The 18,258-nt window shown below is 59.4% G+C and carries 15 protein-coding genes; 5 read left to right on the top strand and 10 right to left on the bottom strand.

Annotation, left to right across the window (positions count from 1 at the left end):
• Positions 1-75 precede the first annotated feature (75 nt).
• Positions 76-921 carry an alpha/beta fold hydrolase gene (locus tag PY650_RS28060; RefSeq protein ID WP_285882953.1) on the bottom strand — a complete coding sequence of 282 codons (846 nt, stop codon included), beginning with the start codon at positions 919-921 and terminating at the stop codon, positions 76-78.
• Between the two features lie 179 nt (positions 922-1,100).
• Here PY650_RS28060 and PY650_RS37485 point away from each other — a divergent pair, with 179 nt between their 5' ends.
• Positions 1,101-1,346 carry a UTRA domain-containing protein gene (locus PY650_RS37485; RefSeq protein ID WP_432761594.1) on the top strand — a complete coding sequence of 82 codons (246 nt, stop codon included), beginning with the start codon at positions 1,101-1,103 and terminating at the stop codon, positions 1,344-1,346.
• An 88-nt stretch (positions 1,347-1,434) separates the two neighbouring features.
• Here PY650_RS37485 and PY650_RS28055 read toward each other — a convergent pair whose 3' ends face one another.
• Both PY650_RS28055 and PY650_RS28050 read right to left on the bottom strand, forming a co-directional pair.
• Positions 1,435-2,817 carry an aldehyde dehydrogenase family protein gene (locus tag PY650_RS28055; RefSeq protein WP_285882952.1) on the bottom strand — a complete coding sequence of 461 codons (1,383 nt, stop codon included), beginning with the start codon at positions 2,815-2,817 and terminating at the stop codon, positions 1,435-1,437.
• Positions 2,814-4,466, bottom strand: coding sequence for an acetolactate synthase large subunit (locus tag PY650_RS28050; protein WP_285882951.1), 1,653 nt, complete (start codon positions 4,464-4,466; stop codon positions 2,814-2,816). The genes PY650_RS28055 and PY650_RS28050 overlap by 4 nt, the downstream gene beginning before the upstream one ends.
• Positions 4,467-4,962: 496 nt before the next feature.
• Between PY650_RS28050 and PY650_RS28045 the strand changes: the two genes are divergently transcribed.
• Complete coding sequence (locus tag PY650_RS28045) at positions 4,963-5,496, top strand: DUF1269 domain-containing protein (protein ID WP_285882950.1); 534 nt, start codon at positions 4,963-4,965, stop codon at positions 5,494-5,496.
• Positions 5,497-5,574: 78 nt separating this feature from the next.
• Here PY650_RS28045 and katG read toward each other — a convergent pair whose 3' ends face one another.
• Positions 5,575-7,773 carry a catalase/peroxidase HPI gene (katG, locus tag PY650_RS28040; RefSeq protein ID WP_285882949.1) on the bottom strand — a complete coding sequence of 733 codons (2,199 nt, stop codon included), beginning with the start codon at positions 7,771-7,773 and terminating at the stop codon, positions 5,575-5,577.
• Positions 7,774-8,104: 331 nt separating this feature from the next.
• Here katG and PY650_RS28035 point away from each other — a divergent pair, with 331 nt between their 5' ends.
• Positions 8,105-9,043 carry a hydrogen peroxide-inducible genes activator gene (locus PY650_RS28035; protein WP_285882948.1) on the top strand — a complete coding sequence of 313 codons (939 nt, stop codon included), beginning with the start codon at positions 8,105-8,107 and terminating at the stop codon, positions 9,041-9,043.
• A gap of 28 nt (positions 9,044-9,071) precedes the next feature.
• On the opposite strand, the gene PY650_RS28030 is transcribed toward PY650_RS28035, so the two are convergent.
• From PY650_RS28030 to PY650_RS28015, 4 genes are all read right to left on the bottom strand, one after another.
• Positions 9,072-9,668, bottom strand: a complete 597-nt coding sequence (locus PY650_RS28030; RefSeq protein WP_285882947.1) for a class I SAM-dependent methyltransferase — start codon at positions 9,666-9,668, stop codon at positions 9,072-9,074.
• A 165-nt stretch (positions 9,669-9,833) separates the two neighbouring features.
• Positions 9,834-10,682 (bottom strand): nickel-binding protein, encoded by an 849-nt coding sequence (locus PY650_RS28025; protein ID WP_285882945.1) that lies wholly within the window; start codon positions 10,680-10,682, stop codon positions 9,834-9,836.
• A gap of 610 nt (positions 10,683-11,292) precedes the next feature.
• Positions 11,293-11,499 carry a hypothetical protein gene (locus PY650_RS28020; protein ID WP_285882944.1) on the bottom strand — a complete coding sequence of 69 codons (207 nt, stop codon included), beginning with the start codon at positions 11,497-11,499 and terminating at the stop codon, positions 11,293-11,295.
• Between the two features lie 139 nt (positions 11,500-11,638).
• Positions 11,639-13,627: a mechanosensitive ion channel family protein gene (locus PY650_RS28015; protein WP_285882943.1), complete on the bottom strand. Its 1,989-nt coding sequence runs from the start codon at positions 13,625-13,627 to the stop codon at positions 11,639-11,641.
• A 196-nt stretch (positions 13,628-13,823) separates the two neighbouring features.
• On the opposite strand from PY650_RS28015, the gene PY650_RS28010 reads away from it, so the two are divergent.
• Both PY650_RS28010 and PY650_RS28005 read left to right on the top strand, forming a co-directional pair.
• On the top strand, positions 13,824-14,111 hold the full coding sequence (locus tag PY650_RS28010) for a hypothetical protein (protein ID WP_285882942.1): 288 nt from the start codon (positions 13,824-13,826) through the stop codon (positions 14,109-14,111).
• Between the two features lie 123 nt (positions 14,112-14,234).
• The gene (locus PY650_RS28005; RefSeq protein ID WP_285882941.1) at positions 14,235-15,986 is read left to right on the top strand and encodes a tetratricopeptide repeat protein; all 1,752 of its coding nucleotides are present in this window, start codon (positions 14,235-14,237) and stop codon (positions 15,984-15,986) included.
• Positions 15,987-16,009: 23 nt separating this feature from the next.
• On the opposite strand, the gene PY650_RS28000 is transcribed toward PY650_RS28005, so the two are convergent.
• Both PY650_RS28000 and PY650_RS27995 read right to left on the bottom strand, forming a co-directional pair.
• Positions 16,010-17,023 carry an HAD family hydrolase gene (locus tag PY650_RS28000; protein ID WP_285882940.1) on the bottom strand — a complete coding sequence of 338 codons (1,014 nt, stop codon included), beginning with the start codon at positions 17,021-17,023 and terminating at the stop codon, positions 16,010-16,012.
• A gap of 13 nt (positions 17,024-17,036) precedes the next feature.
• Positions 17,037-17,996 carry a formylglycine-generating enzyme family protein gene (locus PY650_RS27995; protein WP_285882939.1) on the bottom strand — a complete coding sequence of 320 codons (960 nt, stop codon included), beginning with the start codon at positions 17,994-17,996 and terminating at the stop codon, positions 17,037-17,039.
• Between the last annotated feature and the right edge of the window lie 262 nt (positions 17,997-18,258).

Below are 18,258 nucleotides of genomic sequence, written 5' to 3'. Positions count from 1 at the left end.
AATGGCGGCTCAGGGGTGATTTGCAAAGAAATGTTGCAAGAAGGCCCGAGCCTGCGGCGCTATTCTTTTAAGGCATTAGGCGTCCGAGCACAGAGAGACGGCGTCACGAGCAAACTGATTTAGCTCCTCGTTGAACCTACTGGGGTTCTCCAGAAAAGGTGCATGTCCTGTTGCCGAATACCAGGATGCCGTCGCCTTGGGGCAGCATGTCAGAATGTGTCGCCCCATTGCCGGCAGGATTACCGTATCCTCCTGGCCTTGGGTCATGAGGACAGGTATTGCGAGTTCGGCCAGCACATCGTCGGAATCGATCTCGCGGGCAAGCAGAGCGGCCCGGATCTTCGCCGGTACGGCCATGTTCCAGCAAATTGCCGTCTCGAACAGCTCGGAAGGCAGCTTTGAATAAGTGCAGGCGCGCATGAAATTGCGGATTGCTTCGATGTTGCTCGGCAAGTCATCGCTTGTGGCACCACGGACATGGTCGAGAAAGCCCGGGCCAATCAGGGTGCCGAGCGCTGCCTTGTTCATGGTGGTCGCCGCGCCAACGAAGGTGATGCCCGCAAGACGGCCAGATCCATGGGCGCGGAGATAGTCGCAGATGATATAGCCGGCGTAGGACCAGCCCACGAGAACCGGACTTGCAAGGTTGAGTTGATCTATGACGGCGGCGATATCGTCCGCCCAGAGCTGCCGTTCAGTATAATGCGCTGCGTCAAGCGGGGCGTCCGACATGCCGTGACCACGCAGGTCCATTGCAACCAGGCGAAAATTATCCCCGAGCGCACTTTCATATTGGTTTTTCCAGCACAGATGGTTCTGCGACCAGCCGTGGATGAAGAAGATCGTTGCCGCGCCTTCTTTTCCCCACTCTCGAACGTGCAGTCGCAATCCCGCACCGCCGGTTACAGTGTGAATCCTCATCGTCGTGCCTCCCTGTGGCGTCAATAATGCAGTCGGCATGCTATTTTGCGCGCGTGAGAACGAGCGTGGGAGCAGTCGTTGAAAATGTCGATCCAATCGTTGAAAGAGCGCAGCCGATAGGTCAAGGGACGCTAACCTACGGCTCCGCCGTTTCGGTAACGAACCGCCTCACTTCCTGAATGAATTGCTCAAAGGCGGGCTCGTCGGCGTATTACGGTGTGTTCGACTACGAACGCGACGTGACGCGTTGTATCGCCAGGATGCCTTCGCCGGAGGACGTTAAGCATCTGAGGCAGTCGGAGGCGTTACCGGTCCCGTTCGTGGAGAGCGTCGACGTTGACCTGGAGGGACATCCAATAGTCTATCATGAGACCCGGTATGCCGGAGAACGCGTGCAATTCGTCATCCGGCGCGGAGATTTGTGACGGTTTGCCCGCGCGCACCTTGCTGCTTGGTATTGCACTGAACACGGCCACAGAGGATCGTTGCCAAGCGCGCGCGCGCCCCGCGCATTTATCGCCTCAGAACGATCATCTTTTCCTCGGACATATCCTTCATGGTCCAGGGAATACCTCCCACGCCATACCCCGACTCTTTGCGGCCGGCGAATGGCATCCAGTCTGTCCTGAACGCCGTATGGTCGTTGATCATAACGGCGGAGGCTTCCAATCTTTGCGCGGCCGTCAGGGCAGGTCCAATATCCTGAGCAAAAACGCTTGCCTGGAAGGACCATCTCACGCCGTTCGCCGTGTCGATGGCGGCACCGAAGTCGTCGTAGGCATAGACGCAGACCACCGGCCCGAACACCTCGAGCTGCGAGACTTTCGCCTCGGGCGGCGGGTTCAGCAGGATGGACGGCTTCAGCGTCGTATCCGAGAGATGTCCGCCGCCGATCCTGGCCGCCCCGGCAAAAATCGCCTCGTCGATCCATTCGGTGACCCTATTGGCTTCACGCGGATGGATCAGCGGTCCGACTTCGGTATGGGCAAGCAGCGGATCGCCAACCCGAAGTGTGGCCACACGCGCCGAGAGGAGGTCGACAAAGTCATCGAAACGCGCACGGTCGACAAAAATGCGTTGGGTGGAAACGCACACCTGGCCGGCGTGATAGTACGCACCCTTCGTGATCGGCTCGATGATCGTCCCGATATCCGCACTGCCATGGATCAACACCGGAGCTGCCCCTCCGTGTTCCAATGCACATCGCGTGCCGGGAGGAAGCTTGCTCCGGAGATACCATCCGACTTTCGCCGATCCGATAAAACTGAGGAACCTCACACGCGGATCGGTCGCTAGTGTCTCCGCCAACAGGTTGTCGTCGGTGATGAGGGTCTGGCACCAGCGTTCTTCCAGTCCGGCCTCGCGAAATAGCGCGACGAGAGCGAGGCAGCTCAAGGGTGTTGCAGCCGCCGGTTTGATGATGACAGGGCATCCGACCGCTATGGCGGGAGCGAGTTGATGGACGATCAAATTCAGGGGATGGTTGAATGCGGAAATAGCGGCCACGACGCCGATGGGCTCTTTCGTCGTAAAAGCCCATCTGCCTTCGCTTGCAGGCGTCAGGCCCATCGGGATCTCCTTGCCGGCGAAGTTCCTGAGCTCGTCGGCGGCGTTGCGCAGACCGTCGGCAGCTCTGGCAACCTCGACGGCTGCATCCGGATAGGGTTTGCCTCCTTCGAGCGCGATCTGCTTGGCGAAGGTTTCTGCCCGCGTGTTTAGAAGGTCGGCGACCTTCCGGAGGATGGCGACACGCTCATATGTCTTGAGCCAGCCATCCCGATCCTTGAACGCGGCGGCGGCGGCCGCAATCTTGGTCGCTAGCGCCGGCCCATCGTCCATCGGTATCTCGCGCACGGGCGAACGGTCGAATGCTTGGAATACTGTCAAAGTGCTCATGCTGTCTGCTCCGGCAAAACGGGAAGTCTCTTGCTAAGCTCGTCAACGAGGACGCGCTTGTTCTCGGAATAATCGACTGGGACCACGACGAGATGGACCCCGCCTTCTTGGAATGCCTGCTCCAGTGTCGGAGCGAAGTGGTCGATGCGTTCCACGCGATGGCCCTTGGCCCCATAGGCTTCGGCATAGGTTACGAAGTCGGGGTTGCCGAAAGTCATGCCGTAATCAGGGAACTCGTCGACGGCCTGCTTCCAGCGGATCATCCCGTATGCCTTGTCTTCCAGCACCAGAATGACAAGGTTGAGCTTCAAGCGAACGGCCGTCTCGAGTTCTTGGCTGTTCATCATGAAGCCTCCATCCCCACAGACCGCCAGCACCCGGCGATGAGGATAGAGGAGTGAGGCGGTCATTGCGGACGGAAGGCCCGCACCCATGGTGGCGAGCGCATTGTCGAGCAGCAGCGTATTGGCCACTTGCGTCCTGTAGTTGCGGGCAAACCAGATTTTATACATGCCGTTGTCGAGTGCGACGATGCCGTCGGGCGGTATGACGGTGCGCACATCATGGACGATCCGCTGCGGTGTGAAACGGTCTTCCTCCGCGCGCGCGGCGACCCTTGCTAAGATCCCTGCGCGCAGCGGCAGAAGAGCTTTCGCGTCTGGAAGCTGTCCTTCAAGCCTGTCGGCAAGCAGCTTCAGCGAGGGACCAATATCGCCGATGACCTCTGTCTGCGGGAAATAGACCTGCTCGACCGTCGCCGGCTGATATCCAACATGGACGACCCGGGGGCCGGTTTTTCCCATGATGAACGGTGGTTTTTCGATGGTGTCGTGGCCGATCGTCACAATGAGATCCGCCCGCTCGATCGCTTCGTGGACGTAGTCGCGTTCAGAGAGCGCTGCCGTGCCAATATAGAGTTCGGTGCCGCCGGGGACCGTGCCCTTGCCCATTTGTGTGGTGAAATAAGGGATCCCGGTCCTGATGACGAAATTGGCCAGATCCGATGTCGAACGCGGCCGGGAGGCGGCAGCGCCGAGCATGATGAGCGGCCGTTTCGCATGCCGGATCAATTCGGCCGCCCTATCCAACGCCTCAGCGTTGGCAACGGGCAGTTCTACGGGATGAGACGGCACCATTGGCACCGCAGAGCTTTCCTCGGCGGCGATATCCTCTGGCAGCTCGAGATGGACGGGGCCTGGCCGTTCCTCCTGCGCAATCCTGAACGCTTCGCGTACCAGCGTCGGTATGATTGACAGTGAAACGATCTGGCGGGAAAGCTTGGTCAGCGGCTTCATGCTGGCGACAACGTCGACGACCTGGAAGCGCGCCTGGCGTGAAGATAAAACGCCCTTTTGCCCGGTGATCATGATCATCGGCATTGCTCCCAAGAGAGCGTAGGCTGCACCTGTCGAAAGATTGAGCGCGCCCGGGCCGAGGGTCGAAATGCACACACCAGGCTTTCCGGTCAGTCGGCCGTACGTCGCGGCCATAAAGGCGGCAGCCTGCTCGTGCCTGGTCAGCACAAGCTCGATCGAGGACGTCCGGATCGCCTCGACGACGTCGAGGTTTTCTTCTCCGGGAATGCCAAATATACGTTCGACGCCTTCATTTTCCAATGCGGCGACAAGAAGTTCCGATCCTTTGGGCATGCCGATCTCCGAACGGTTGGTCTGTCATCATCCATGCCCGCATCTGACGAGCAAGGCCTTTGTTGGCGGCACAAGGGTTGAGCCGGGAAGCTGCCAGCCGCCGTCTGGATAAGGAGCAGCGGCCATCCCAACCGGCCAAGTCGCGGGTGTGCATTAGCGACCACTCTTATGAAGCGAAAAGACATCGGCGACACGATTTTTCGACACCAAGGTTACCGCGGCTGTACTTGCCGAAAGAATAGCGCTGCTATCTCTCCTAGGGCAACCCAACAATGCGATGAAACATCTGGAGGTGTAACGGCGAGGGGTGTAGCATCCGCAGGTGTAGTGTTATTTCTTCAGGTCGGGCAATTTCATCGACCTCTCACATGCTTGTGGTAACAGCAGGAAGCAGGTGTAGCTGCAGGTCGTTTCATCGACGAACCTGGGACGAACCTGGGACGAACCGGTTTGCAGCGCAAGGTTCAGATCGCGATCTCAACACGGAGGAATTTCCATGTCAGAACTTGTAGTGCTCGGCTTCGATGACGCAAACAAGGCCGATACGATCCTCAACAGACTGTCACAGCTCGAAAAAGAATACCTCATCGACCTCGAGGATGCGGTGGTCGCCGTACGCGACGGCGCAGGCAAGGTTCGCCTCAAGCAGAGCGTGAACTTGGCCGCTGCGGGCGCGACGCGTGGTGGTCTTTCCGGTGCCTTGTGGGGGGCGCTGGTGGGCTTATTATTTCTCAATCCGCTGGCCGGGATGGTGCTTGGCGGTGCCTTCGGAGCCGGCTCTGGAGCGCTCGCTGGATCGATCACCGACTACGGTATCAACGACGATCTGATCAAGCGGCTGGCGGAGACTATCCCGGCCAACAGCTCCGCGCTTTTCCTCTTGGTGCGCAAGGTCCAGCCGGAAAAGGTGCTCGAGGAGTTCAGGGGCGAGCATGCCCGCATCCTGCGCTCGTCGCTGTCGCCCGAACAGGAGAAAAGGCTCCAGGACGCACTCGCCGCAGGCACGGTCCAGGCAACGCCGGCCAGCTGAGGGGCTGACAATCTTTTCTGACATAACAATCGGGCGCGGCTGGAGCCCAGCCGCGCCCGAGTATTTTGTCTATGTGGATCAGACGAGATCGAAGCGATCCGCGTTCATCACCTTGGTCCAGGCCGCTACGAAGTCATGCACGAACTTCTCTTGCGAGTCGCTCTGACCGTAGACTTCGGCAAGTGCCCGCAGCTGCGAGTTCGAACCGAAGACGAGATCGACGCGAGTGGCTGTCCACTTGGCGTCATCCGTGTTGCGGTCGCGTCCTTCGAACACGTACTTGGAGTCCGAAGAGGCTTTCCACACCGTTCCCATGTCGAGCAGTTTGACGAAGAAGTCGTTGGTAAGCGTTTCGGGGCGCTTAGTGAAAACGCCGTGCTGGGACTGTCCGACATTGGCGTTCAAGGCGCGCATGCCACCGACCAGGACCGTCATTTCCGGCGCCGTCAGCGTCAGAAGCTGTGCTTTGTCGATCAGCAACTCTTCGGGCGAAATGGAATATTCGCCCTTCTGGTAGTTGCGGAACCCGTCGGCGATCGGTTCCAGAACGGCAAAGGAGTCCACATCGGTCTGTTCCTGCGTCGCGTCGGTGCGGCCGGGCGCGAACGGAACCGCGATATCGTGGCCGGCGTTCTTGGCCGCCTTTTCGACCGCAGCCGAGCCAGCGAGCACGATCAGATCTGCCAGCGACACCTTCTTGCCGCCGGACTGGGCGTTGTTGAACGCCTTGCGGATGCCCTCAAGCGTCTCGAGCACACTCGCAAGCTGAGCCGGCTGGTTGACCTCCCAATCCTTTTGCGGAGCAAGACGGATGCGCGCGCCGTTGGCCCCCCCGCGCTTGTCGGAACCGCGGAAGGTTGCGGCCGAGGCCCAGGCGGTCGAGACCAGCAAGGAGACGGGCAGTCCCGATGCGAGGATCTTGTCCTTGAGATCGGCGATGTCATGGGCGTCGATCAGCGGGTGGTCAACGGCAGGAAGGGGATCCTGCCAGATCAGTTCCTCTGCCGGAACCTCCGGGCCGAGATAACGCGCGCGCGGGCCCATGTCGCGGTGAGTGAGCTTGAACCAAGCCCGAGCAAAGGCATCCGCGAACTGATCCGGATTTTCGAAGAAGCGCCGGGAGATCTTTTCGTAGGCGGGGTCAAAGCGCAAGGCGAGGTCCGTGGTCAGCATGGACGGCGCATGACGCTTCGACTTGTCGTGTGCATCTGGCACGGTGCCGGCGCCGGCACCATGTTTCGGCGTCCACTGATGGGCGCCCGCCGGGCTCTTCGTCAGTTCCCATTCGTAGCCGAACAGGTTCCAGAAGAAGTTATTGCTCCACTTGGTCGGCGTCGTCGTCCAGGTGACTTCCAGGCCGCTGCCGATCGTGTCGCCGCCTTTGCCGGTGCCAAAGCTGCTTTTCCAGCCGAGGCCCTGCTCTTCGATGCCGGCGCCCTCGGGTTCAACACCGACATGGGCAGCGTCGCCTGCGCCGTGGGTCTTGCCGAATGTATGGCCGCCGGCAATGAGAGCCACGGTCTCTTCGTCGTTCATCGCCATGCGCGCGAAGGTCTCACGGATGTCGATCGCGGCAGCAAGCGGATCAGGATTGCCGTTCGGGCCTTCCGGGTTGACGTAGATCAGACCCATCTGCACGGCGGCGAGGGGATTTTCGAGGTCTCGTTCACCAGAATAACGCTTGTCGGCAAGCCAGGTATCTTCGGCACCCCAATAGACGTCTTCTTCCGGTTCCCACACATCCGGGCGGCCGCCGGCAAAGCCGAAGGTCTTGAAGCCCATGGATTCCAGAGCGACGTTACCGGTAAGGATCATCAGGTCGGCCCAGGAAATTCTGTTGCCGTATTTCTGCTTGATCGGCCAGAGCAGCCGGCGCGCCTTGTCGAGATTGACGTTATCCGGCCAACTGTTGAGTGGTGCAAAACGCTGCTGACCGGCTCCTGCGCCACCGCGGCCATCGCCGGTGCGGTAGGTGCCGGCGCTATGCCATGCCATGCGGATGAAAAGCGGACCGTAATGGCCGAAGTCGGCCGGCCACCAATCCTGCGAATCCGTCATCAACGCATGAAGGTCCTGCTTGAGGGCGTTCAGGTCGAGCTTCTTGAACTCCTCGGCATAATTGAAGGCCTTGCCCATCGGACTGGACAGGGAGGAGTTCTGATGGAGGATCTTGAGGTTCAACTGGTTTGGCCACCAGTCCCGATTCGATCTCCCGCCGTGGGCCGTATGTGTGTGCGCGACCGGACATTTGCCGGCAGTTTCGGCTTTCGTATCCATATTTCTCTCCCTCGTAGTTACTTGAATTGAGCCGTCCACAGGAACGTCATTGCGTATCCTCTGGAAAACGACCGGTTTCATGGCCAGCGCGATGACGAAATGCCAGATACATGGAATATCCTCGTTGTTTCGGGCCTTCGTCGATGCTGGCTGTCCTGAAGCAGCCTGGGGTGCCGGCGTTCCGGATAGTGTGGGCGTCAATGAGCGGCACATTGCCGGCGGCCATTGTATGGACCAAATGTGACAAGACCTCATTTCAGCCAATGTATCATACCCAAGCTGCTTCATTAATTTAAGTTGGATTTACTGATCGCGGCGATAAGGTGGGGTTATGGCAAATTTGACACTCAAGCAGCTTCGCTATTTCGAGGCTTTAGCACGGCATGGTCACTTCGGACGCGCGGCGGATGTCTGTTCGATCTCTCAACCCGCTTTGTCGATGCAGATCAAGGAATTGGAAGAATCGCTGGGCACGGAGCTCTTCGAAAGAGGCACGCGCCAAGTGCGGCTAACCAGTTTCGGAGAAGCCTTTGCACTGCGCGTGCGCGACATCCTGCGCTCCGTCGATGAACTTGGAGATCTGGCGCGTGCCTCGCAGGATCGGCTCGTGGGGCGGCTGCGATTAGGCGTCATCCCGACGATCGCACCCTATTTTCTGCCTCAGATCATCGGCGATCTCACCCGCATGCATGATGGGCTCGACATCCACATACGGGAGACGCTGACCTCCAAGCTAGTGCAGGAGCTGGCAGACGGCCGGCTTGACGCGGCCATTGTTGCGTTGCCGGTGTCGGAGCCCTCGCTGACAGAGGTTGCGCTGTTTTCAGAAAATTTCGTGTTGGTCCGGCCGAGCGAGGACGAGGGCAAGCCGGTACCCAATCGCGAAGCACTCCGCGAGATGAGGCTGCTTCTTTTGGAAGAAGGACATTGTTTTCGCGATCAAGCTTTGTCTTTTTGCAACATGCGTTCGATGTTGCCGCGCGAGCTCTTGGACGGCAGCTCTTTGTCTACTTTGGTCCAGATGGTCAGCGCCGGTATTGGCGTCACGTTGATTCCAGAAATGGCCGTATCGGTGGAAACGCGCTCGGCGTCGGTGTCTGTCGCTCGCTTCAACACCCCCCAGCCCTCGCGAACAATTGGCATGATCTGGCGCAGGACAAGCCCCTTGGCCAAACAGTTCCTCGAGATTTCTGAAATCGTTCGTCAGTCAGCCGACGCCATGCGCGAGCAATACGATCTGGTGCCTGCGTCGCTGCGGCTGAGCAACTGAGAGAGGGCGATCTTGGGGCAGACGTGTTTCACCCCATGCGCTCCAGTATGACGCCGTAATGATAGGGCGGTAGTTCCTCGACACGGACAGTCCGAAATCCTACAGGTTCGACCACCTTGCTTACGGCGTCGTGCGACATGCGCATATCCGTCCTCGGCCCGCGAGGCTTGCCGAGTACGACGGTCTCTTCCCTGGGCAGGGGATGCCAGTTGACGATCGCGAACAATCCACCGGGCCGCAAAACATGCCAAACCGCCCGCGCGAGGCCAGGCTGGTCGGGAACTCCATGAAAGGTGTTGGCCATCAGCACGTAGTCGATCGGTTCGTCAAGCAGCGATGCGATCTCGCGCGCATCGGCGTTGATCCATTGGCGGACAGTCGCTGCGAGGCGCGCAACCTCGACTTTTGCCCGTTCGATCATCGAAAGATCAAGATCGAGGGCATAGATGCGGCCATCGACGAGCTTGGCGAGCGGCGCGGTGAAATAGCCATCGCCACAGCAGAGATCGAGCACGGTCATGCCAGGCCGGATGCCAAGCTGCTCAAGGACGTCCGTCGGTCGAGGCCAAAGTGCGGCCCACCAATTCCGGTCCGGCATCGAGGTCGCGGGAAAAAGGTCGTCCATCGTTCTTCTCCTTGGATGCCGGCGCAAATTTGGCCTCGGCGGGAGGGTCTATACAGCACCGAACCGGCTCGATGCCAGAGCGGCCGGCTGCCATCACAACTTTCTCAAACGATGACGCGACGCCCCATCCGGGAGATCCGTGCCTCCATGGGCACGACCATATGATTATGCGGTGTGCGAACTCGATTGTTGTGCTCCCGCTTTGGTCCAGTCACATTGGAAGATCAGGACGGGCTTCGCAAAACCCTTCAGGCGCCGACGGGTCGCACGTGTGAAGAGATCGGCAGCGCCGTATTCCCGAAAAATACTCTCTGATACAAGGACCTGATCGGTAGAGGCCGCGGCGCACAGGCGCGCTGCAAGTTGAACGGTTGAGCCAAATAGGTCGTTGCTATCTTCGACCGGCTCGCCGCAATCCAGTCCGATGCGTATATGAATGGGCTCGGGATTGCCTTGGTTGTAACGCTCGAACTCCTTCTGGATCGCGATGGCGCAATCGACGGCAGCGGTGATCGAGGTAAACGTCGCCATTATGCCGTCGCCAGTGTGCTTCACCTCGCGGCCCGAAGCTTGGCTGAGGCATCTGCGCACTACGGCGTCATGTGCTCTGACGAGCTCAATGGCCATGCGGTCGCCGAGGCGCGATGTCATTTCCGTCGAGCCGACAATGTCGGTGAAAAGGATCGCCCTGTGGCCAGCATCCATTTCGGCCGAGGATTGCCCGGGCAGCGTCTCGGGGTCGTGAATTCGGCCAAGAAACGCCTCGACAGCCGACAACGAAACCTCGACAACTTCGCCAGCGACGAAGCCATGCGCCTCGCGGTGCACGCATTGCGCCGTTTCCATGTCGGGCGCGTCCATGAGACAAAATGCAGTTCCGCGTCGCTGATCGAACCAATATGTAAGGAATTTCACTCCGTAGCGATCTTGAATGTCGAGGTCCTTGCGATGTGCTTCGGCAACGTCGGCCGCCGTGGTTCCCGCAAGATCGTGCCGATCCATGAAGATAGCCATGATTCGCCCCCGCTGGAATCTCCCGTGTATATAAGGATATCCTAATTGGATAGCGTGGCCCAGTCCGTCTTTGGAATTGCTACGAGCGGGTATCGCCAACAGGCGGGTGAGATATGCTGACGGAAGTGGACTCGGCCCTAATGGAAAGCTGACTGAGCTCATTGGCACACGCTGGACGCTGGCGGGCGGATTTTGCATGCCGTTCGGCAGCATCTGCAATCTCCAGCCATCATAAAATTGCCCTCCGTCCGGGGTGAGACGGAGGGCAGGGAGCATCGGCTCCATTGTGCGTTATATTGCTAGGGGGCTTCTTAACGCATGATTATGTTACCGTTTCAGCAAATATTTTAATAGAGAAATATTTGGCTAGGCTTGATTAATTCATTAGGTACGGGAGAGGTTACTGTAATTAGTGGAGTTTCTCTAATTTTTCAGGACCGATTTGAGTATTTCTCTGTCCGTGAGCGCGATATTTCTAGTGGCGGGCTCCCGCCTGAATCTGAGAGCGCACCGTGTCGCCCGAGGCACTCCATCAAATTCGGACGCCCGCAGCCTCCTTGATTTCCGTTCGGACCGGCACCTCGACCCTTACGGCGACCCATACCGAGACCTACGGACGATGGTCCGGTCCGCGCCGGCTCCCGAACCACCGCCACACCGTCGGTCCGTAGATCGTCGCAGCGATAAAGCTCGCCAGCATCACAAGCGCGATGCCGAGCTGCACGACGTCGTAGCGCAACGTGCCTTCGGCGACGAACCAGCCGGCAATAACGCCAGCTATTGCAAAGGGCAGGCGGGCGAGAATGGGGAACCACATGGCGACCTCCATAGGCTAGAGAAGCAGCAACCACTTAAAGATCGGCTCGAGCTGTGAGTAGGATGGACTGGACGCGACCGCTAGCCGCGTCGGAGGGGGCGCCGGAACGAGAACCGGGCCGGTGTCGCCGGTCGCCATGTCAGCCCTCCGAGGCGGCGGCCTTCGCCTGCTCGGCCTTGGCCGCGGTGACAGTGGCTGAGGCCGCAGCAGCGGCAGCGGCCTTCTCTTCGCCACCGACCTGAACGGTCGGCTGCGCGAATTCGATACCGTTTTGCATGAATATGTCGCGGATCATCGTGTAGGCGCGGCGGCGGATCATGGACTGCTGTCCGGGAACCGTGGTGAATGCGAAGCTCAGCTCGATCCCGAAATCGCCGATCTGTTCGACCCCCTTCATCTTCACCGTCTCAATGATGAATGGTCCGAGTTCCTCGTCCTCCAGCAATTCGGCGCCGACCCCCTTCACCAGCTTCTTTACTTTGGCGACATCCGTGTTGAAGGGGACACGGAGCATGAACTTGTCGATGACCCAGTCTCTGCTCATGTTCTGGACAGCGCCGAGAGAGCCGAAGGGGACAGTGAAGATCGGGCCGCGATGATGACGCAATCTGACCGAACGCAGGCTGAAGGATTCGACAGTACCTTTATAGCTACCGCTCTGAATGTATTCGCCGACCCGGAAAGCGTCGTCCAACATGTAGAAGATGCCACTTATGACGTCCTTGACCAGCGTCTGTGATCCAAAACCCAGGGCCACGCCGAATATACCCGCTCCGGCAATCAGCGGTCCGATCTGAACTCCCAATTGGGCAAGGACCGTCAGTACCGTTGCCGCTAGCACGAAAACCGCAAGCGCATTTTTGAAGATCGGCAGGAGAGTGGCAATACGATGCTGGCTCGCAGCTTCGCCGCCATGAGCCGAGGGGTCGGCGGAAAATGTCTGGAGCTTATCGTCTATGAAGGCCCTGGTGATATGCCAAATGAGATCGGCGACCAGGAGAACGACGACGCTCTTCAGAAGGCCGTAGAGGATGGCAGTTATTGTGGGGTTCTGATGCGCAAAAGAGTCAGGATTGAACTGCCAGACAACCGCCAGCCATCCCACTGCCATTGCGATGACGACCGCACGACTGCCGCGGACGAGGAAAATGGTTCGAACGCGGTTCTTTCGGGAGCCGTCTTCAGATGAAAGCGCCCCTTCGATCGATCGCCCGACGGCTTTCAAGATGCCGGGCAAAGTGAGTGCATAGATTCCAATCCAAACCAGACCTTTGAGGTTAAGACACCACAGCACCCAGATGGCGACGGCAAAGAGGCTGAGGGCGCCTTTGACGACGCGAGATTTGGCGGATGTCCGCCAAATGGCTTCCACCGCTATCAGCAGGAGCACTATGGAAACGCAGTAGGAGATGGCGATCGTAACGGTGGGATCGACGCCCAGCGGCGCGCCTAGGCTCCTGGTGGCGAGCTCGAGTATGAGAATGCCCATGAAAAGACGCACACGTCGGAGCAGTCGATCGCTGTCGACGCAGAACACCGCAAGTACGGCTAGAAAGCGATAGGCGACGAAGGCGATCAGGTAGGCGAGCAGCGTGATGCGTGCCTGCGGGGGCCAATCGAAGGCAAAGAAAATCACCCCGATGACAAAAGCAAAGACAACCACCGGAAGGAGTTTGGCTCCGGCGGCAGCGAAGGCGCCGGGCGCCTTGGCAAACCGGACAGCGCGGATCCGCAGGAATAGCTGCTCCGCCGCGGCACCGATTGCGACCAGAACCGCGAAGATGGCCATCACCGGCGCGTAACCGTGGGATATGGCATCCGCCCTGGTTCGGGCGGATGCGGCGGCAATTTCAGTGGGTATACGCGGGATCGCCGATATGACGGTATGAATGCGGCTACGCGTCTGGTTGTCCCAGTCCTCCAGATCCGAGGCCGGCGCGGCGGACGCGGACGGGGACGCGGACGTTGTTACGCTCTTTGGCTTTTGGCTTTCCAGCCATGCCCTGACATCCGGATCCTGTAGGAGGCGCACCAGATCATCGATTTTCGGTTGAGCGGCGGGTGCGGTCTGCGCATGCACCGTTGTCGAGCAAAGAAGAACGAAAAGGACCGCTGCCACCCATCTCATGTTCCGTCCCCCTCTCCGCTGTTTCTGGCGGAAACGAGATCATGAATACTTCCGTGACGCGAGTACGCAACGGTAAATGCGTGCGTAACATTCGGCCGATCCGGCACGACACGGGCGTTTACAGTAACGTACTTACGGAAATCGCGAAACTGCATAGGATGTGTTGCTTGAACTCGGATGGGAGGCAGAGCGGTCTATGGGCAGCACGAACCTGCAGGAGGGCGTCGCCCGGCGGGGACTTTGGAGGCTCATGTTGAGGCTGCCGGCGATGCGCGGACGCCTCCAAATTCTTGGCGCCAAGTCTTCCGCGCTCCAGGACCTCTTCGAAGCCTATGAGGACGCAAGCGTGACCCTCGAGCGCCTGCTCAGGGAGCCGGACGGCGCCGCCCCTCAAATGATCCGCGAATATGAGACGATCTGCAGCGAGGTCGAAAACGAAGTGATCGAATATTGCCGCGGGCACAGCCCCGACCCGACGGTATAGGCAGGAACGCCCGAAAAAGATCACGTTTCGGTTTTGTTGGCGTATTACCTTGCAACCATTCCTCATCTGCGCAATATATTCGTCTGTTCTCATGGACTTGGACCAAGCGTAGCGGGGGCTCGAATGCACGCTGAGGAACATGGCACAAGGGACTGCGAAGTCACGGAGGGCGAGGCGCGCGCTGAAGTCGAGCGGCTTCTTTCCGACATCAGGTTCCATGCAACGGAGCGCCAGCGCGCCATATTGCGCTATCTCGCCGAGCGGCATTTTGGCGGACATGACGATGGCGTCAAGGCCTACTCGATCGCAATAGACGTGCTTGGCAGATCAAGCAGCTTTGAACCTTCCCTCGACCCTATCGTGCGCATCGAAGTCAGCCGCCTACGGTCTGCGGTTGCCAATTATTACGAAGCTTTCCGACAACCAGATTGCGTTTCGATCGACCTGCCAAAGGGAAAGTACGTGGTCGTGTTCTCGAAGACGGCGGCGGATGAGCCTGCGCAGAGCGGGGAGGTTGTGGAAAGCGGCGAGCAGGAATCGGAGCAGGCATATTGCGCGACGCCGGTGAATACGGTGACATCCCAAGTGGGCCGGGTCACGCAACCCAAGAAATGGATCACTGCGCTGTCATCGGCTGCGATGCTTTGCGCGGCTCTGTCGGCCGCGATCGCTGGATGGCTCTATACCCGTCCGGTGTTTACCACGAGGCCGGCGGTCTCGGTCATCATCACAGCGCCCGATCGCCGGCTGGAAGCGGAGGCGATCCTAACGCATGACATGCTGATCACGGCGCTGACCCAGTTCCAGACTTTGACGGTGACATCGCAGGACCGCGCCACGGGATCGGCATCTCCCCCGTTGCGTGTTCAGCCTGGGCGGTCCTACCGGATAGACATGAAGTATTACGGCGATAATGGCGACCGAAGCGTCTGGTGGCAAATCGTCGACTCCGGATCCGGCGACCTCCTGAAAGCCGGGCTTGAAAAGGTCGACGGAGATGGGAAGAGCCCGCAGGCGGTCAGCGGCGAGCTGGTCGCGGAATTGTCGCGACGGTTCGCCACGAGCCGCGGTGTGATCAATAGCATCGAGATCCGCCACAATGCGATCGGGGCGCTTGGAAATGCCTGCATTTTGAGAGCGGAATACGAACTCGACGACGGTGGCCCCTACGACGTCGTTGGAACGTCCGGCTGTCTCGAACAGATGGTGGCGGCAGAGCCGTCCAATGCCGATGCTGCCGCAACGCTGTCGCGCGTGCTCCTGGCGAAAGTGGAGGGCGTGGTCCCGGAAGAGACCGTCACTCGCTCGCTCATGCTCGCCAATCGCGCCGTGTCGCTTGCACCGGCCTCGGACCGTGCGCAGATCGCCCTGATGATGGCGCAGTTCGCCGCGGGACGCATCCAGACGGCGATAAGCGCCGGAAACCGTGCCTTGGCCCTCAACCCCAACAATCCCGACGCCACCGCCAAGCTCGCGATGGTTCTGTTCGCAGCCGGTTACTGGCAGGCGGCGGCCGGGATGGCGGAAGCCTCAGCAAAGTCGGTGGACGTCGTTCCGCACGATGCCCTGCTTGTACTTGCATTGGACGCCTATCGAAGAGGGAATTGGTCGGAAGCCTCACTTATTGCCGAGCAGGTCAACTGCAGCGATTTCGTTGTCAGGGCGCTTCGAGCCGCGTCGCTCGGCCAGCTCGGGTCGGATGCGGCGGCAGAACGACTAGTGCAGCTCCGCAGCCGGAATCCTGATTTCGAATCCAACTTTCGCAACCTGATCGCGGACAGGCGCTACCAGCAGACATTGGTCGCTTCCATGGAGGAGGGGCTGCGCAAGGCTGGCGCTCACCTGAGCTCAGAAGGTCTGGCGAGCGCATTCTGAAACCTTAACGGCTGACCGGTCGCTTATTCCCATCCGAAGATCTTGCGCCAATCAGCCTTCATGTCGACGACCAGCCAGTTCCGCCGCACGGCTTCATCGAGCGCCTTGTCCAGCTTGCCGAATGCCGATTGCCGGTCGTAGGCGTATTCGCGCGCAGCGTCGGTGTGGTGGATCAGCATGGCGAAGCCAGGTTTCTTGCCCGCTGTCACCCAGCGTAGCATTTCGTAGTCGCCGTCCGAATTGCCGGCCGCGAAAATCGGTTTTCTGCCAATGAACTGGTTGATGCCGACTGGTTTGCCCGGGCCGTCGTCCACGAAATTGATCTTCGGCAGCCGCCTGAGAACGGGCACGTCGTCAACCAGGGCAAATTCCGTGGTGATCGTGCTTCCCACGACCTGTTCCGGTGGAATGCCGTAGATCTTTTCCGTGATCGGACGCATGAATTCAACGCCGCCGCCAGAGACGATGTAGGTCTTGAAGCCGTTGGCGCGCAGATAGTCGAGAAGTTCTCGCATAGGCTGATACGTCATCTCCGTATAGGGTCTTCCAGTCTTCGGATGCTTGGCTGCCGCGAACCAATCGGTGACGATCTTGGAAAATTGTTCGGTGGTCATGCCGGCATGCGTCGCCATGCCTAACTCGACAATGCCTTTCTCGCCACTTTTGGCGACGCCCTTCAGATCTCCGGCTAGGACGGATTTGAATGGCTCCTGTTCTTTCCACTCCGGGTGTTGCGGAGCCAAATCCTTGATCCGATCAAGCATAAAGCCGAGCTGAGTGTAGAACGGCTGCTCCACCCAGAGCGTCCCGTCATTGTCGAAGACGGCGATGCGGTCCTCAGGCGCGACATAACTTTCACCGCCCTGAGTGGTCGTTGCTTTGACGAAGTCCATGATCCGGGTTTTCGCCGCGGTATCGTTCCAAGAAGGCAGCGCTTCCTGCGCCAGTGCCGGAGATATTGCGCCTGCGACCAGCATGATCAGTGCGACGAGCAGCGATGCAAAGATCGCGTCTGACGCCTCCAAGCTGTGTCTCATCGGAACTCTCCCCCTAAGCGAGAACTCTCTTCACGCACCGGAAGCCAACATGGCTCGTCGAGGTATCCTCGGGCTCGGCATGGCGGGCGGCAGGTCGGTAGCGTCGGCAGTAATTCGGCGCGCAGAGGTGCGATCCACCTTTGAGCACACGGCGCGGTATCCGTATTTGCGGCTGCGTTCGATCGTAGCTCGCCTCGATGTCGCCGCCGCGCGGGTTTGTCGGGATGCAGCAAGATTTGGCTGCTGGCTCGGGATGCCGCGTCGACCAGTAATCGGTCGTCCATTCCCAGACATTGCCGATCATGTCGTAAAGGCCGTAGCCGTTCGGCGGGAAAGACCGGACGGGCGAAGTGCGCTCGTGGCCCTTCGGCTTGGTGGAGTGTGTCGGGAAGGTACCTTGCCAGGTATTGGCCATGGCGACGCCCCCAGGCATCAGCTCATCGCCCCATGCAAATTCGGCGTCATCCAATCCACCCCGCGCGGCCAGCTCCCATTCGGCCTCTGTGGGCAGGTCGAACCCGGCCCATTTTGCGTAGGTTTTCGCATCGACATAAGCAATGTGGACGACGGGATGATCAAGCTTGCCTCGAAGATCGCTCAAACCTCCGAGCGGCCGGCGCCAGCTAGCGCCGAATTTGAAGGACCACCATTGGGTGATATCCGAGCCCGAGACAGTCTTTGGCATTGTGAAGAGAAGGGATCCAGCCTTCAACATCTGCGGCAATGCGCCCGGATAGTCCTCCGGATCGGGGGTTTTCTCGGCCAGCGTGACGTATCCGGTGGCCTTTACGAATTCCATGAATTTCCGGTTGGTGACGAGCGTCTCCTCGATCCAGAAGCCGTCGACCTTCACGGGATGGGCGGGAGCCTCTTCCGGGTAGTGGTCGTTCGAGCCCATCGTGAAGGTGCGACCGGGAATCCAGACCATGCCTTCCGGTGCTTTCGCGGGTTCGTCCTCGAATGCCAATGACATCACAGCCTCCGACTATCGAAGGCTGTAGCTTCGCGCCTGACAGGTGCGAGGGGAAGTACGTTACTGTAAATTCGTGCGTCAACTACGAAATGGAGGGCACATGCAGGCGTGCGTTCGGGTCAAACCGGATTGAGGTCCGGCAGGACAAGCTTTGTCGCGGAAGTAGCGGACGAACCGAGTATTCCGACAAGGCTGGCGAGCCGCTTTCTGTCGATTTCGACAGCGGCCTTTCCTCCAAACAGCCCTTCGGCAAGGAGGGCGA

The organism is Martinezella calliandrae (assembly GCF_030272695.1).
Classification (GTDB): Bacteria; Pseudomonadota; Alphaproteobacteria; order Rhizobiales; family Rhizobiaceae; genus Rhizobium; species Rhizobium calliandrae.
The sequence above is the reverse complement of the archived record's forward strand: the minus strand, read 5'-3'. Positions and strand labels throughout refer to the sequence as shown.